This window comes from Sphingomonas sp. Leaf4, from assembly GCF_920939515.1.
GTDB lineage: Bacteria > Pseudomonadota > Alphaproteobacteria > Sphingomonadales > Sphingomonadaceae > Sphingomonas.
In genome coordinates this window covers 1-12,947 of sequence record NZ_CAKLBB010000005.1, presented here as the reverse complement: position 1 = coordinate 12,947, position 12,947 = coordinate 1, and the positions used below count along the sequence as shown (strand labels likewise).

At 66.0% G+C, this 12,947-nt stretch carries 20 protein-coding genes; 1 reads left to right on the top strand and 19 read right to left on the bottom strand.

Annotation, left to right across the window (positions count from 1 at the left end):
* Positions 1–17: 17 nt before the first annotated feature.
* On the top strand, positions 18–428 hold the full coding sequence (locus tag LRA89_RS08365) for a hypothetical protein (protein WP_230769793.1): 411 nt from the start codon (positions 18–20) through the stop codon (positions 426–428).
* A 212-nt stretch (positions 429–640) separates the two neighbouring features.
* Here LRA89_RS08365 and LRA89_RS08360 read toward each other — a convergent pair whose 3' ends face one another.
* From LRA89_RS08360 to LRA89_RS08275, 19 genes are all read right to left on the bottom strand, one after another.
* Positions 641–952, bottom strand: coding sequence for a hypothetical protein (locus tag LRA89_RS08360; RefSeq protein WP_230769792.1), 312 nt, complete (start codon positions 950–952; stop codon positions 641–643).
* Positions 953–954: 2 nt separating this feature from the next.
* Positions 955–1,527, bottom strand: coding sequence for a lysozyme (locus LRA89_RS08355; RefSeq protein ID WP_230769791.1), 573 nt, complete (start codon positions 1,525–1,527; stop codon positions 955–957).
* Complete coding sequence (locus LRA89_RS08350; protein WP_230769790.1) at positions 1,517–1,771, bottom strand: DUF7940 domain-containing protein; 255 nt, start codon at positions 1,769–1,771, stop codon at positions 1,517–1,519. The genes LRA89_RS08355 and LRA89_RS08350 overlap by 11 nt, the downstream gene beginning before the upstream one ends.
* Before the next feature lie 47 nt (positions 1,772–1,818).
* On the bottom strand, positions 1,819–2,094 hold the full coding sequence (locus tag LRA89_RS08345) for a hypothetical protein (RefSeq protein ID WP_230769789.1): 276 nt from the start codon (positions 2,092–2,094) through the stop codon (positions 1,819–1,821).
* Positions 2,091–2,222, bottom strand: a complete 132-nt coding sequence (locus tag LRA89_RS20480) for a hypothetical protein (RefSeq protein ID WP_268934904.1) — start codon at positions 2,220–2,222, stop codon at positions 2,091–2,093. Before LRA89_RS20480 ends, LRA89_RS08345 begins: the two co-directional genes overlap by 4 nt.
* Entirely contained in the window at positions 2,219–3,610 is a 1,392-nt protein-coding gene (locus LRA89_RS08340) for a hypothetical protein (RefSeq protein WP_230769788.1), read from the bottom strand. Before LRA89_RS08340 ends, LRA89_RS20480 begins: the two co-directional genes overlap by 4 nt.
* A complete protein-coding gene (locus LRA89_RS08335) occupies positions 3,610–3,798 on the bottom strand; it encodes a hypothetical protein (protein ID WP_230769787.1) in 189 nt (62 codons plus the stop codon). The genes LRA89_RS08340 and LRA89_RS08335 overlap by 1 nt, the downstream gene beginning before the upstream one ends.
* A 188-nt stretch (positions 3,799–3,986) precedes the next feature.
* Positions 3,987–4,427, bottom strand: coding sequence for a hypothetical protein (locus tag LRA89_RS08330; protein ID WP_230769786.1), 441 nt, complete (start codon positions 4,425–4,427; stop codon positions 3,987–3,989).
* A gap of 31 nt (positions 4,428–4,458) precedes the next feature.
* Entirely contained in the window at positions 4,459–6,162 is a 1,704-nt protein-coding gene (locus LRA89_RS08325) for a hypothetical protein (protein WP_230769785.1), read from the bottom strand.
* Positions 6,159–6,614 (bottom strand): DUF6950 family protein, encoded by a 456-nt coding sequence (locus LRA89_RS08320; RefSeq protein WP_230769784.1) that lies wholly within the window; start codon positions 6,612–6,614, stop codon positions 6,159–6,161. The genes LRA89_RS08325 and LRA89_RS08320 overlap by 4 nt, the downstream gene beginning before the upstream one ends.
* Positions 6,572–7,132, bottom strand: a complete 561-nt coding sequence (locus tag LRA89_RS08315) for a hypothetical protein (RefSeq protein ID WP_230769783.1) — start codon at positions 7,130–7,132, stop codon at positions 6,572–6,574. Before LRA89_RS08315 ends, LRA89_RS08320 begins: the two co-directional genes overlap by 43 nt.
* A complete protein-coding gene (locus LRA89_RS08310) occupies positions 7,132–7,731 on the bottom strand; it encodes a hypothetical protein (RefSeq protein WP_230769782.1) in 600 nt (199 codons plus the stop codon). Before LRA89_RS08310 ends, LRA89_RS08315 begins: the two co-directional genes overlap by 1 nt.
* On the bottom strand, positions 7,728–8,306 hold the full coding sequence (locus LRA89_RS08305; protein WP_230769781.1) for a hypothetical protein: 579 nt from the start codon (positions 8,304–8,306) through the stop codon (positions 7,728–7,730). Before LRA89_RS08305 ends, LRA89_RS08310 begins: the two co-directional genes overlap by 4 nt.
* The gene (locus tag LRA89_RS08300) at positions 8,272–8,502 is read right to left on the bottom strand and encodes a hypothetical protein (RefSeq protein ID WP_055756612.1); all 231 of its coding nucleotides are present in this window, start codon (positions 8,500–8,502) and stop codon (positions 8,272–8,274) included. Before LRA89_RS08300 ends, LRA89_RS08305 begins: the two co-directional genes overlap by 35 nt.
* Before the next feature lie 126 nt (positions 8,503–8,628).
* Positions 8,629–9,381: a hypothetical protein gene (locus LRA89_RS08295; RefSeq protein WP_055756614.1), complete on the bottom strand. Its 753-nt coding sequence runs from the start codon at positions 9,379–9,381 to the stop codon at positions 8,629–8,631.
* Between the two features lie 10 nt (positions 9,382–9,391).
* Positions 9,392–9,787, bottom strand: coding sequence for a hypothetical protein (locus LRA89_RS08290; RefSeq protein WP_156349172.1), 396 nt, complete (start codon positions 9,785–9,787; stop codon positions 9,392–9,394).
* Positions 9,788–9,871: 84 nt separating this feature from the next.
* Positions 9,872–10,243, bottom strand: a complete 372-nt coding sequence (locus LRA89_RS08285; protein ID WP_230769780.1) for a hypothetical protein — start codon at positions 10,241–10,243, stop codon at positions 9,872–9,874.
* A 977-nt stretch (positions 10,244–11,220) separates the two neighbouring features.
* Positions 11,221–11,577, bottom strand: coding sequence for a response regulator (locus tag LRA89_RS08280; RefSeq protein ID WP_230769779.1), 357 nt, complete (start codon positions 11,575–11,577; stop codon positions 11,221–11,223).
* A 47-nt stretch (positions 11,578–11,624) separates the two neighbouring features.
* Positions 11,625–12,794: a sensor histidine kinase gene (locus LRA89_RS08275; RefSeq protein ID WP_230769778.1), complete on the bottom strand. Its 1,170-nt coding sequence runs from the start codon at positions 12,792–12,794 to the stop codon at positions 11,625–11,627.
* Positions 12,795–12,947 lie beyond the last annotated feature (153 nt).

Here is a 12,947-nt window from a genome sequence, read left to right as displayed (position 1 = left end):
ACGCTTCGGAAAAGGGGGTGGCGACAATGGAAGAGGGAGAGGCCGAGGAAGCTATGACGGCCGCAAATGGATTTCTTCGAACAGGGCACGCCGTGTTCCTCGGTTCCGAAGGGCCGGACCTGCTCACGAGGATCGAAGAGGCGATCGTTGTTGGGAAATCGGGAACAGTGTTCGCCGTCGAGTTCGGTACTGGGCGTACCCTTATTTTCCAAAGCTCGCGGTTGGAAATGCACAGCGCACGGGCGACCGGTTCAATTTTGGAAAAAGTTAAGTGGCGGCGCGCGTTGTCTGTCAAAAGGCAGAATGCACTGTGCGATTATTCTGAAGCAGCCTTCATCAAGGCAGATGTTTCGAAGGAGCCCAGTGTGTGTACGGTATCCGCCCTTGCGGCAGGCATACTCGAACGGCAGAGCAACGACGCAGTTTGAAGCAACCGCTCCCTTCACAGTGATGGTTGCTTCGGCTGCCCGCCAGCAGTGTACATTCCCTTGTCGCCTGCTGGCGGCTTCCATTTTGCGATGACATTTTTGGATCGTCGCGGCGGACAATCCGTCCGCCTCCACATCGTGTAAAGGCGCGGAAAACCGTCAGTCTGTGACCCTACACAGGCCGACGATACCCGCGCGATACCCGCGTCCGCCTATCGCTCCGCCGCCTTTTCGATTACCGCGACGGTACGGTCGGCATGCCGAAGCGCCGCCGCCCGCGTGGCGACGTCAACGGCCACACGCGCGATCTGGAGCAGCTCCTCGGCCGCGACGATCGCGCGCTCGATCCGCGCCGCCCGGTCCGGCGCGATCGCCGGCAGGATCGTGGTGCGGATCAGCTCGAGGCGATCGAGCTGCTGTTGGACGGTGTCGATTGTGGCGCCGGCGGTCTCGAGGCGGACGCCGCCGGTACAGCCGGTGGTCGCCAGCGCCATGGCGATCACGACGGGCGCGAAGGGCCGCACTATCACAGGCCCCGCAGGCAGATCGCCCGCTCCCGCTCCCGCCGCAGCGTCAGGCCGCGCACGACCTTTCCGCCAGCGCGATTCCACATCAGGATCGCATCACACCCCTGGCGCCATCGCCCGGCGCGGAAATGCCGGGCCATCGACGATCCACATGCCCCCGACGTGCCGATGTTGTACGCGAGGCTGACCGCCGCCCAGCGCTGATAGTCCCGGCCGGGTTGGCCAAGCTGCGGAATGCACGCCATCACCGGCTCGGCATGGGCCAGGAGCTGACGCTCGAGCCGCGCCTGGCACCCGGCGCGCGTCTCGACCTGCCCGACCTTCACGTTGGCGGTATCGCCATCGCAGATCGTCAGGACGCCGACGATGTCGCGATAGGCGGTGCGATGCTCCGGGCCGCTGACGTGCGTCGTGACGACGTCGCCGGCGGCGCTCACCTCGGCACGCTGGACGCGCCCACTTTCCTCGAGCGGGACCGAGACGAACAGACCGGTCGCGGCGATCGCGCCGACCAGCGCGACGAGCAGCCCGCCCTTGCGGGGCTTCTGCACATTCTGCACTTTACTGGTCATCGGGCACCTCGGCGGGCTGTTGCTGGACGAGGCGCGCGCCGATCGTCAGCGTGAAGAGGATCAGCGGCACGATCGCGACCAGGCGCTCGGGCAGCAGGGCGACGACATCGGCCGGCAGCGCCTGCCACACGGCCAGCAGCGTGTCGGGCGACGCCAGGGCGAAGGCGCAGAGCAGCGAGCCGAGCGCCGACAGGCGCACGGACCACCAGCGCCACGCCTGACGCCAGTCAGGGGTGAGCTTCATTTGGGGGATGTCTCCGATGGAGGTGGCGGCGTCCGGCCGCCGGCGGGTCAGGGGTGAGGCGCGGAGCGCGGCGGCGTCAGCATTTCAAGCTTGGTCTCGATCCGGGCGAGGCGATCGATGATCTGCGTCTGCTTGTCGGCCGCCGGCTGTTGCTGCTGCTCGAGCTGCTCGATCCGCCGGTCGTGTTCGTCGACGCGACGCTCGGTCTTTGCATCGGTGCGGATCACGCCCGTCGCGATCGCGATCGGGCTGACGGCCGACAGGACGATCGACGCAAGCGCGATCCATTGGATTGGCGCGCGAGGCGGCGTGGTGGTCGTCATGCCAGCGCCGCCAGCATGCCGCGCACCTGATCGTCGGTGAAGGTGCCGCGCCGGTAGCCGACGAATTCGACCGCAGCGTCCGGTTGCGACCCGCCCGGCGGACCAGCCCCCGGTGCAAAAAGGGTCATGGGCGGGACACCGACGATTGCGCTCTCCGAGCCAATTTTCGCTTCGCCGTTCGAATTGCGACCGAAACACACATATCTTCCACCTCGACGACGAAGGCCGACGACATAGCGACCCGGTCCGACCTGAAGCACGCCGGGGTCCGACATGGCGGTGAAGATGTTCCCGATAACGACCGCCGCAGCCAAGGAACCGTTCTGATTACGGCCCACAAACAGACGAGACTGTTGAAAAACTCGGCAAGCAGGCAGTGCGACGACCTCGCGCGTAATATGACTGCGTTGAGGTGACCAATTCTAACAAGAAGTTGCAAAGATAGGCATGATACGAGAAGAATATTGCCCTGACCGACGCCTCTTCCGAGCCGAAGCAACTTTTTCAACAGCCTAAGACGATTTGCCTGCGTCCCGTCGCTGACGAGAAGAGGCCGCTCGACATACTCAAGCGTCGCCGAAGTTCGAGCGACCGCAGATGCGATAATAACCCAATCTTCGTCCAAGGGGGTCGGCCCCGTGACGCGCATATCGTCGTTTCCGCTGGAGATAGGGCCATTCGAGGTAGCGACATACGGCCCGGTTATCGGCGACCTGACGAGAGATGGTGCAGACAGGCGCATCGTGAAATCGTAGGTTTCGTCTTGCCGAAGGCTGATCGACAAGAACATCCACATCCGGGCGCTGTTCGTGGACGGCAGAGCCGTCGTCGTTCTCGATACGCGAGGCGGATTCGCTTGGATTACCCCGCCGTCCACCAATGGCACGTTGAAAGACACGCCGATTGCGTTGCCTTCGTCATTCCTCGAATCGAGGGTCAGCACGATGCGCGTCGTGCCCAGGACCGCTCCCGGCAAGATTCTGAAGCCCAACTCGGCAGTCCAGATTTCGCCGGCAACGGCCGAAGGGGCCTCCGTGGCTGCTGAATGGGACAGCATCGGATAAATGGGCACAGTGGCGCTTGCCGTGCCGAAGAACCGATAATCGATGTAGGGGATGCCGGTCGTCGGATCGGTGCCGGTCGCCACGATCTGCCTGGTGATACCGTTGCTAAGGGTGCCGGTGCCAATCTGCGTTTTCGTCGGAGGTGTCCCGGGATTGCCAGCGATTGCCCCTGCAAAATTGCTGTTGTTAACGGCGTTGGCTTTCGATCGCCGCGCAATATAGCCGACGCCCGGAAAGATCGCCGGAATGCCGGCCGCGACCGGCAACAGCCCGCCACCGACATCCTCGAATTTCGCGCCAGTCCGCACGAAGCTATACCCCGGCAGCGCCGCCGGATCGCGCGTGACGACACCGCCCGAGCGATACCACCCGGCGCGGAAGTCCATGCCCAGCTCGAAGCCGGCGAGCGGAAGCGCGCTGCCGAACAGCGCGGATCGAAGTCCAGCGTGCATCAGCTCCGCGCCCCCTCGATCATCAGCGCGAACGTCTCGCCGGCGACGGGCGTGTACGCCCCGCGCGCCTCGATCAGCGCCCACAGGCTGCGCTCCTTGCCGACGACCGCGCCCGTCTCGCAGGTGATCCCGCCGCCGCCATTGACCAGCCCGACGCCGATCGCGCCGATCGCCGCCGCGCGGTCCATGATGATGTCGGCCGCGTCAGCGAGGCGGACACGACGGTCAGCCCGCCGGGCATGTAGGCCGGGAGCGGTGTCGCCGGCGACACCGCGGTCGCTTCCCCTTTGATCGGGCCAAAGATGATCGCCGATGCCGGCACGAAGCCAGCGGGTGCCAGGATGTCGGGCATGTCAGATCCTTTCGGGGGAGTGCGTTACCAGGTGGCGATCGCGACGCGTCGCCACTGGTTCGCGCCGGTGCAAAGGTAGTGATACGAGGCGTCCCAGGCGCTCTGGCCTTCGATGCCGGGCGACGTCGCGGTTTCCGGCACGGCGACGCGCTGGATGAGCAGGCTACCGTCCGTCTCATTCGCCGGATTGGCTCCCGGCTTGGTGTATATCCGCCCGCCGACCGACCAGAAGCGCAGCGTGCCATTGAGCAGCAACGGGCGCTGCCAGTCGGTCCCGAGGGCCTCGGCATTGCCGTTCGTCACCTTGGCGAGATCGATCAGCGCTGGACCCGAGGCGTCGCCGTGCATGCGGATTTGCATCGCCAGCGCGACGTTCGCGAGATCGAGCCCGCGCACGCGCAGCGGCAGCTCGTACACGTCGTCATTGCGCCACACCGTAATGGGCAGCGAGGCGGTGGTTGCCATGGGCGTTTCCTTGGATTTGGGAGCGCGCGACCTACTGGTCGGCTTCCTCGAGCTTCTTCACGCGGCCGCTGACCGCCTCGATCGTCGCGGCCTGCGCCGCGACCAGCGTTGCCTGTTCGGTCAGCGTCTGCTGCTGCGCCTCGATCAGTTCGGCCTGTGCCGCGACCGTCTCGGTCAGGGCAGCGACCGGCTGCGGCACCGCGTCGTCGTAGGCTTGCGTGCCGCCCAGCGCCGGCGTCGGCGGCACGGTGCCGGTCTGGCTGAGCGCGAAGGCATGCTTCGCGGCCGTCTCGCCGATCAGCACGAATTGCACCGTCATCGTCGCCGGATCGAGCGTCCGGCGCAGGATCACGCACGGCGTCGCTGGCAGGCCGTCCTCGGGCAGGTCGACGATGACCAGATCGCCCGGCCCGTAGCGCCGAAGGCGCGGTTTGCAGGTCAGCACGATCTCACCCAGCTCGCGCGCATCCCACAGCTCATAAGCGGCGAGCTGCGCCACCTGGTCCGCGCTCTGGACCAGATTCCACTGGCGCTCGTCGCCCTTCTCCTCGCCATCTTCGGCAAGGAACGTCGCCACCTGCACCGGCTTCGTCGGCACATATTCCCATTTGTGAGCGGCCGATCGGAATTTGGGGGTCAGCGTGTTGATCCGCTGCTCCCACCCCTGCATCGCCCCGACCTCGACGTCGTCGGTCGCCAGATCCTCTTCGGTGATCGTGTCGATGGCGACGCGCGGCGCGCTGAGCTTCAGCGCAAGGCGGCCGCCGACCCAACACCGCTCGGCACCGCCGGCGGCGAGGATGTTGTTCAGGTTCTCGTTGCGACTGCCTGGCTCGAAGATCGTCCCGTCGACGTGCCAGCCATTGGCATCGCAGACATTCGCCAGGGCGACGAAGTCGGCGATGCGGATACCATCCCACGGAATGCCGATGCCGAAGGTCTTGAGATACGGATCGTCAGCTTTGGTCTCGTCCCGCTCCCACGTCCCCAACGCGTAGCGCAGGCCGTGCAGCCCCGGGCAGCGCGTCCATTCCCAAGTCGCCTTCGCAGCAGCGAACGCGACCTTGTCGGACGGGTCCGCCCAGCGGTGCGACCCGACCCCGCCCGGGTAGGTCGAATCCTTGCGCGGGTCATACGCCTTGACCCCGCGCCAGACCGCCCCGGTTGCCGGGATGCCGGCGGAGAAGATCTTGGCATCCTCGTCGAAGCGCAGGCACCACGAGATCGCCGCATAGGACGACAGCTTGTAATCCGCGCCCCAACCGGGGGCGGTCGTCCAGTGGACCGCCAGCGCCGCCGGCTCCGGCGTCTGCCCGAGCTGGCCGTAGCTGTAGAGGTGATTGGCCGCATAGCCCGTCGCGCCATTGCCGGACATCGGCAGCTCGACATAGTCGAGATAGCGCGCCACCAGGCCCTCGACCGGCCCCGCGCCAGAATAGACGTCGACCATCAGCAGGTAGGGATTCTCGACCCCGCCGACCTTTCCGCCGTAGCCGGTCCAGTGCCGCCGATTGCCGGCGTAATAGGTTTCGCCGATGAGGTACGGCCTCGGCTGATTGGCCCCGATCGTCGTTTTATTGACGGACCCGGTCGCGACCGGCGCCGGCTTCTTGGCGAGCAGCGCGCCCCCGATATTCGCCGCGACGGCGACAGCAGCGGCAATTGGCTGGATCGGGCTTGGCACCATGGCGACGATGCCAGCGACCGCACCGACGACGCGCAGGACACCGCTCACAGTCGCCACGCCCCGATGAAGTCGCGCGCCTCGATGTTGACGACGCCGCGGCGCAGCTCGTCGGAATGATAGCCGGCCATCAGCCGCCCGGCCGACACGACGATCGCGTCGAATTCACCGTCGCCCTGCATCAGCGCCAGATCACCGACCCACATCGCCGCCGGCGCGATGCGCGGCAGCATCGAATCGAGCAGGCCGGCGAGATCCGCGTGACCCGTCGCCATCAGCGCCCGACGCGCGCCGATCGCCGAACGGAACCGCGGGATCGGCGGCGGCCGGTAGCCCAGCGCCCGCATCTGCGCACGCGCGAGGTGGATGCAGGTGCCCGCCGTCGCCCAACCGAACGGGCGGACGCGGAATCGATCGACGACAGACTGCGTCGCCTCGGCCCGCTCGGCCAGATCGCGCATCATGCCGCCTGTACCCCGCGCGGCGGCGAGGCGACGCCCCATGCCACCTCGATCTCCATGCCGAGCGCGTTGTCGTGGCCACGTTCGCCAGGGAACAGCCGCTGGTGCCCCGACGTCGACATCGCGTTGCCATCGTTGCGCACCAGCAGCCGCTGCGAGCGCGACACGCACACCATCTCGAGCGAGCGCGGCACCTCGCCGCCCCGGCGCAGGATGGTGCGGTCGCTCTGCCAATCGGCCATCGTGTCGGGCTCACCAATCGGCGCGCCGGTCGCCTCGTCGATCTCGGCGATCCACATCTGGACGCGCGACCCCTGAAATCCCGGCCGCGACAGATCGATCGCAGCCGCCAGCTCGGGCGGCAGGAAGGTGATCTTGCCGGCGGGCAGCTCGTCCCCGGTTCCCTCGGTCAGCGCCTCGAGGACACCGATCGTGCCGAACACAGGATCGAGCGAGAGATATTCTTCGTCGCCCCAGCGGACATAGCCGCCGTCGCACAGCAGCACGTCGCGCGTCGGCAGCGAGATCTTCACCAGCCCGGCCAAGGTGACAGTCTGCATCAGGCCGCCTCCTCCAGCACGAAGCTGATGCCGGTATTGTGATCGATGGCGAGCTCCCACGACAGCTCGTCGCCATCGATCACGCCCTCGATCATCGGCCGCGCGATATGGACGCGGCATCCATCGGCGAACGGACGGCGCAGCAGCGTGTCGGCCACCGACAGCGTCGCCTTGCCCGCCGCGTCCGCCATCACCTCGGCACCGATATTGTGCAGATAGTGCTGGCCGCTGGCGTCCTCGATCGACATCCAGAAGCCCTCGCGCACCACGCCGCCGCGCGGCAGGCCGCGCACCTTCAGCTTGTCGCCCGCCTGTCCGCCGCCGTCGACGACGACGCTCCACCCGCACCGGCCCTGGTCGACGCCCAGCAACGGATACGGCATGCGCAGCCCCATCCGCTTGGCGCGGATCAGCCGCGAGACGAACACCCGGGCGCGGTCCTCGTCATCGAGCGGCGGATAGGTGATCGAGATCCGGTAGTGGTTGCCGAGGCGATTGACCCGGATCGCGCTCGCGCCGCGCATCACCCCGCCCCGGTCGACCAGCGCCGGGGTCGCGGCGTTCGGCGACGGGCGCGGCGGCAGCTCGATCATCGTCATCGGACCGTCTGCCGTGCGGTCATCGCCGACCGGGCGTTATTCTGCCGCACGCTGCGGGTCGTGACGGCCCCGCTGATTCCCGTCACGCGCGGTTCGAACATCGCGCCCTCGTCCATCACCAGGTGGACGACTGCCGGAGCGCCGGCCGGACCATTGTCATTGCCGTGGCGGATGTCGACCATCTCACCCTTGGTGGCGCGGAACGCGACGATATTCGCATCAATCCCGGAGCGACCGCCGACCTTGAAGCCGCCACCGGTCTTGAACCCGGGCAGTTTCGGCGCGGCGGCACCGCCGCCCGACTTGCCACCGAAAAGGCCGGTCAGCGCATTTCCGATCGAGCCGAGAATATCACCACCGCCCCCGCCACCGCTCAGCTTGCCGAGCAGGTCGCCGAACAGGTCGGCGAGGCTATTGAGCGCGTCCTCCATCCCCTTGGCGACGCGGTCCTTCCACCAGCCCGAGATGAAGCCCTTCAGGTCGCCGTCGAGCGCGGCGCGGATGCCCGCACCTTCTGAAGATCGACCCGCTGCTGCATCATCACCATGCTGCCTTGCTGCCGTCCGGGCTGACATAGCGCGGCGGATTGGAAGGGGTGCGACACTTGCCCCGGGCGGCTTCATCGAGCCGACGGGCGATCCCACGCGCTTCGTCCGCAAGCACCTCGTACAGCCCTTGGCTCGGGGTGGCAGTGCGACCGCGCGCGATGGTCCGGTCCAGGTCGTCGGACAGACGCTCAAGGGCGTCGAGGAGCGGCACGGTATCGGCCATGGCATCCTCCCGAAAACGACGACGCCCGCCTGCCCGGGGATGGGCGGCGGGCGGCGGACGCAAGTATCGCGGGGTCGGATTTGGCCGTTTCGTGGCCACTTTGGCAGTGGCGAAAATGTGGGCGCGTCAGGAAATCGCAGCGTGGAAGAGCGTCAGCGTCTCCTCGGTTACGACGTGCCGGCCGTGGCTCAGGAAGCGCGGCCATGCGTCCAGCGCCGCAATCAGCAGCCGCTTCGCGCGACGATTGTGCATATTGTACCGTTTGGCGACGACGGTGAAGCCGATCGTATCGCCCACAATCATATCGAGCACGGCCTGCACCGGTCCCTCGATCGCCTCGCGCCAATAGGTATAGGCGACTTCGTGCTGCACGCGGGAAAGCGCTTCATAGAACGTCCCGTCCCCGCGCCGCCCGGAATCGATGCGTGTCTCGAGGCTGGCGGTCTTCACGGTGACGTCGGCGCCGATGCGCTCGGAAACCGTCGCGATCTCGACGGCATAGGCAAGCTGGTCCGCCGTGATGCCGCCACTCGCATAGAGCCGGGCAAGCGCGCCCTGGTGAACGCGGCCGGCGCGCTCGTGCGTCTCGGCGGTGCCGTCGCCACGCTTGGCCCACCGATCAATCATCACCGCGCGCTCCTTGCGGAACGCCCGCTCGGCGCGCGCTGCCTCGGGATGCCGGGCGGCCCAATCGCGCTTGTGGTCCAGCGCGCGCGCCGCCAGCGCTGCCTCGACCGGTGATGGCTTGCGCCGCTTCGGGGCTTTCGTGGACCAGCTCACCGTCGACGGCGTCGGTGCGGTCGCCGCAGCGTGCGCGGCCTGCGCGTCGCGGCGTTCGGCAAGCGCGGTGCGGTGCTCGCGCGCAACGATCGCCCGCATCACCTTTGCCTCAACCGCTGATTCCTGCTGCATCGCTATCCCACCCCTCGACATCCGCGATGTGGTCCAGCGCGGCAGGAATAGGCAGTGGCGATAATGTGGGTGGTATCAGCTCGCGAATCTCTGCGTTGATCCGCCATCCGACTTGGCGAAGCGCAGCCAGCACGGCTTCCTCCTCGGTCGGCAGCGTGATCGAGCGAGGGACGCCACGCTGCTGGTTGACGATGCCCGCCTTGACCAGGCTTTTTACCGCTTCGCGCGCTCGACCATGATCCGCGCCGATGCCGGCAGCAATTTCACCGTAGCTCGGCGAGCAATTGTTGGTCGACCAATAGCTTTTGATGAACCGGAGCGCCAATTGTCGCCGGCTCACCATTTCAGCACTCAGACGATCGTGCGTGTCCATTCCAGTATTAGCCAACCCCCGGATCAATATAAGCAAAATCGTCCCAATTGCCACGGCTCGTCTGACCGACGGCTCCGCCGGTCGTCACAGCCGCTCCTGCTGGGCCGGCGGCACCGGTGGGCGATCGGGGGCCTCGGCGCGGTGGATCGCTTCCATCAGCGGAATGGACGCTTCCCACCCGAACGCGCGAAGGATGCCGTGCCAATGGGCAAGCATGTCATTTCGCCGGATCACAAGGCACGTCGTCTCATTCTCGATCGGCAGACGCGGGCTGGTCGCCGCTTTCCAGAAGCCGTCGAACGGATGTCGCTCCCCGTCGGACAGAGCGTGTAGCAGCGCGAGGATAGCCCGCAGTTCTCCCGCCTTCGGGTACGGATCCGCGGTCGCACCGACAAACTTTCGATGCAGCACGGCAAGACCGATCAGGATGCTACGGGTCGGCTCCATGTGGAACATGAAGCGAACCAAATCCAACATTGCAAGCGCGCGGGGCGGAGCTACCCTCCGCCCCGCATCAGCGTTTCTGCGACCTAATGCGAGCTTGATACCCGCAACGAGATGATCTGATACCCGCAACATCCGCTAACGCCCCGATTGCGGACCTCCGGCCGCGCACTATTACGGTGTTATGACCCATGATGATCTGGACGCGATTGAGGCACTCGAACGCGCAGCGTCGCGCGGACCGTGGCACGTGCGCAAGCTAGACGATGAACTCCGAATGGGCGCATTCGCTGTTTCTGTCGCGCCTGACACCGGGACAAACGAAGATATGAGATCTGGCACTTGGCCCGGTTCGGAGATCGTCGCGGCCTGTCTTATTCAGTCGCCGCCCTATGTTGTGCCAGCAGACGACCGCCACGAGGATAACGCCAGACTTATAGCCGTAGTTAGGACAGCACTTCCTGAGTTGTTGCGCCTCGCGAGGCTTGGATTGGCACGGTAGTCACAATGTCCGCTTCCGACGAAACGCGGACATTACCGCGACGGAGGATCCCTCCGCCCTGCCCACGTATTTCTGCGGTCCAGCGCGCTGTCGATACCCTCAGATGCGTAGTACAATACCCGCGACGTCTGCTCACGCCCAGTGGCCGACGCTCGTATTTTCGCCTAGCGGTATGGCTCCCTTAGCTAAGCCGGTGGATCAGACTTGGCGAGGGGATCAGCCGGGGCCTTGCGAGAGGCAGACGAGTTTCCACCGCTCTCCCGGCACCAACGCCGCCAGCCACCACTACCGGACATTACCGCGGCAGAGGCACCCTCCGCCATGCCCACGCTTTTCTGCGGGGAAGCGCACCGCTGATACCCTTAGATCCGCGGTACGATACCCGCGATGTCTGCTCACGCCCGATAGCGGACGTTCCGGTTCACGATCGGGTCTCCCGGTAACGGCCGTTCGCTCAGATGACAGGACACCGCCGGGAAGGCGGCGATCAACCTTGCAGATGTTCCGTCATGCGATGCATCGCCGCGGTGATCTCGCTATACTGCGCGGGCTTGGGGAAAAACTCGGCGCGCACCGGCAGGGTCAAGTCGGCTTCCAGGAAGAAGGCGCCCGTCAGGATGATCTCGATCGGCGGCCAGCGGTCGCGGATACAGGCGGCGATCTCGATACCCTTGATCCCCCGTGGCATGTCGAGGTCCATGTAAACGATGCGAATGTCCGGCCGCTCGGTCAGGATGCGGATCGCATCCTCGACGCTCGTCGATTCGACTGGTTCGAACCCCGCTTCCTCCACCATGTCGAGCGCATCAATCCGCAGGATTGGTTCGTCCTCGACGACGAGCACGGGCAAACGTTGCAAAGGCTGTGACTGACCCATGTGTTCCTGGCGCCTCAGGCTTGCTGAAGCTGGTGAAGAGGCGCGCTTGCCTCCACGACGAGGCCGCTTGTACCGTAGTCGAGCTTAACGCCGCCCGAACCGGTTAGACCCATGCCGATGAGCCGGGAGCCGAACCCCTTGCGGGTCGGCTCGATCGCCGGCGGGCCACCCCTCTCCCGCCAGGACAAGTGCAGGACGTCTTCGGTGCCGGCTTGCCGCAGCATCCACTCGACGGTGACCGCACCGTCGGGCACGCTCAGCGCGCCGTACTTGACGGCGTTTGTGGCCAGTTCGTGCAGCATCAGCGACAGTGCCAGCGCCGCGCGTGGTCCCAGTTCCACGCGCGGTCCGGACAGGTCGAACCGGTCCTGTCCGAACGTCGCCAGGGCCCGGCGGGCCAGTTCGTCCAACGTCGCCGTGGACCAGCTATGGGCCGTCAGCAGATCGTGGGAAGAGGCCAGGGCAGAAAGACGTTCGCCGAAGACCCGCATCGCGTCCCCGTCGGCGACCTTGCCGATGGTCTGGTTGGCGATCGCCTGCACCACGCTCATGGTGTTCTTGATGCGGTGAGCCAGCTCACCGTTGAGCAGTTGCAGCTGCTCGCGAGCTTGGGCCAGTTCGGTCACGTCGCGTGAGACCGAGAGGATGCGGCTGGTCCGGCCATCGGAGTCCACGATCGGGGACACCGACACCGACCAGGATTTCAGGGTACCGACGAACGTGTCGGCCTGCGTCAGGAAATGGCTCGACCGCCCCTGCCTTGCGGCTTCCAGGGCCTCGCGCGCCAGGTCGGGGCCGTCCTCCTTGAAGAAGTCGGGCCAGGGACATCCCCTGACGTCGTTGAAGTCGCTGATGTCCATGACGCGCATGCCGCCCTCCGTCATGAAGGACAGTTCGCCGGTCAGCTCGACCACCTTGATGCAGTCGGTCGAAGCCGTCAGGACACTTCTGTTGAAGGCTTCGCTCTCGCGCAGTTCGCGAAGGGCGTTGTCCCGTTCGCGCCGGGCGATCACCCGTCCGCTGACTTCCAGCGTCACGTTGAGCAGTCCCGCGACCGCACCCTGCTCGTCATGGAGCGGGGAGTAGGAGAAATCCCACCACGTTTCCTCGTCGAAGCCGTTGCGCGTCATGGTCAGCGGCATTTCTTCGAACGTGACAGTCTCACCCGAGAAGGTGCGGGCCACCAGCGGCGCGATGTCGCTCCAGACATCTAGAGCAGATTCCGTTCAGTACGCATCGTATCCGGCAGCGGCGAAGTAGTTGGCGCACTCAGCGGGCGTGTAGGTGTCGATGGCGGCGCCGATGGCGCGGGACAGGTCGTCGACGGTGCGCGCAGC

What these genes read in the sequence shown, in the direction of transcription:
- LRA89_RS20480 (WP_268934904.1), bottom strand. Translation starts at nt 2,222, where the DNA reads ATGACCCTTTTTGCACCGGGGGCTGGTCCGCCGGGCGGGTCGCAACCG.
- LRA89_RS08335 (WP_230769787.1), bottom strand. Translation starts at nt 3,798, where the DNA reads ATGGACCGCGCGGCGGCGATCGGCGCGATCGGCGTCGGGCTGGTCAAT.
- LRA89_RS08295 (WP_055756614.1), bottom strand. Translation starts at nt 9,381, where the DNA reads ATGCGGGCGATCGTTGCGCGCGAGCACCGCACCGCGCTTGCCGAACGC.
- LRA89_RS08290 (WP_156349172.1), bottom strand. Translation starts at nt 9,787, where the DNA reads ATGGACACGCACGATCGTCTGAGTGCTGAAATGGTGAGCCGGCGACAA.
- LRA89_RS08305 (WP_230769781.1), bottom strand. Translation starts at nt 8,306, where the DNA reads ATGTCAGCCCGGACGGCAGCAAGGCAGCATGGTGATGATGCAGCAGCG.
- LRA89_RS08310 (WP_230769782.1), bottom strand. Translation starts at nt 7,731, where the DNA reads ATGACGATGATCGAGCTGCCGCCGCGCCCGTCGCCGAACGCCGCGACC.
- LRA89_RS08315 (WP_230769783.1), bottom strand. Translation starts at nt 7,132, where the DNA reads ATGCAGACTGTCACCTTGGCCGGGCTGGTGAAGATCTCGCTGCCGACG.
- LRA89_RS08355 (WP_230769791.1), bottom strand. Translation starts at nt 1,527, where the DNA reads ATGACCAGTAAAGTGCAGAATGTGCAGAAGCCCCGCAAGGGCGGGCTG.
- LRA89_RS08330 (WP_230769786.1), bottom strand. Translation starts at nt 4,427, where the DNA reads ATGGCAACCACCGCCTCGCTGCCCATTACGGTGTGGCGCAATGACGAC.
- LRA89_RS08340 (WP_230769788.1), bottom strand. Translation starts at nt 3,610, where the DNA reads ATGCACGCTGGACTTCGATCCGCGCTGTTCGGCAGCGCGCTTCCGCTC.
- LRA89_RS08350 (WP_230769790.1), bottom strand. Translation starts at nt 1,771, where the DNA reads ATGAAGCTCACCCCTGACTGGCGTCAGGCGTGGCGCTGGTGGTCCGTG.
- LRA89_RS08285 (WP_230769780.1), bottom strand. Translation starts at nt 10,243, where the DNA reads ATGTTCCACATGGAGCCGACCCGTAGCATCCTGATCGGTCTTGCCGTG.
- LRA89_RS08300 (WP_055756612.1), bottom strand. Translation starts at nt 8,502, where the DNA reads ATGGCCGATACCGTGCCGCTCCTCGACGCCCTTGAGCGTCTGTCCGAC.
- LRA89_RS08320 (WP_230769784.1), bottom strand. Translation starts at nt 6,614, where the DNA reads ATGGGGCGTCGCCTCGCCGCCGCGCGGGGTACAGGCGGCATGATGCGC.
- LRA89_RS08345 (WP_230769789.1), bottom strand. Translation starts at nt 2,094, where the DNA reads ATGACGACCACCACGCCGCCTCGCGCGCCAATCCAATGGATCGCGCTT.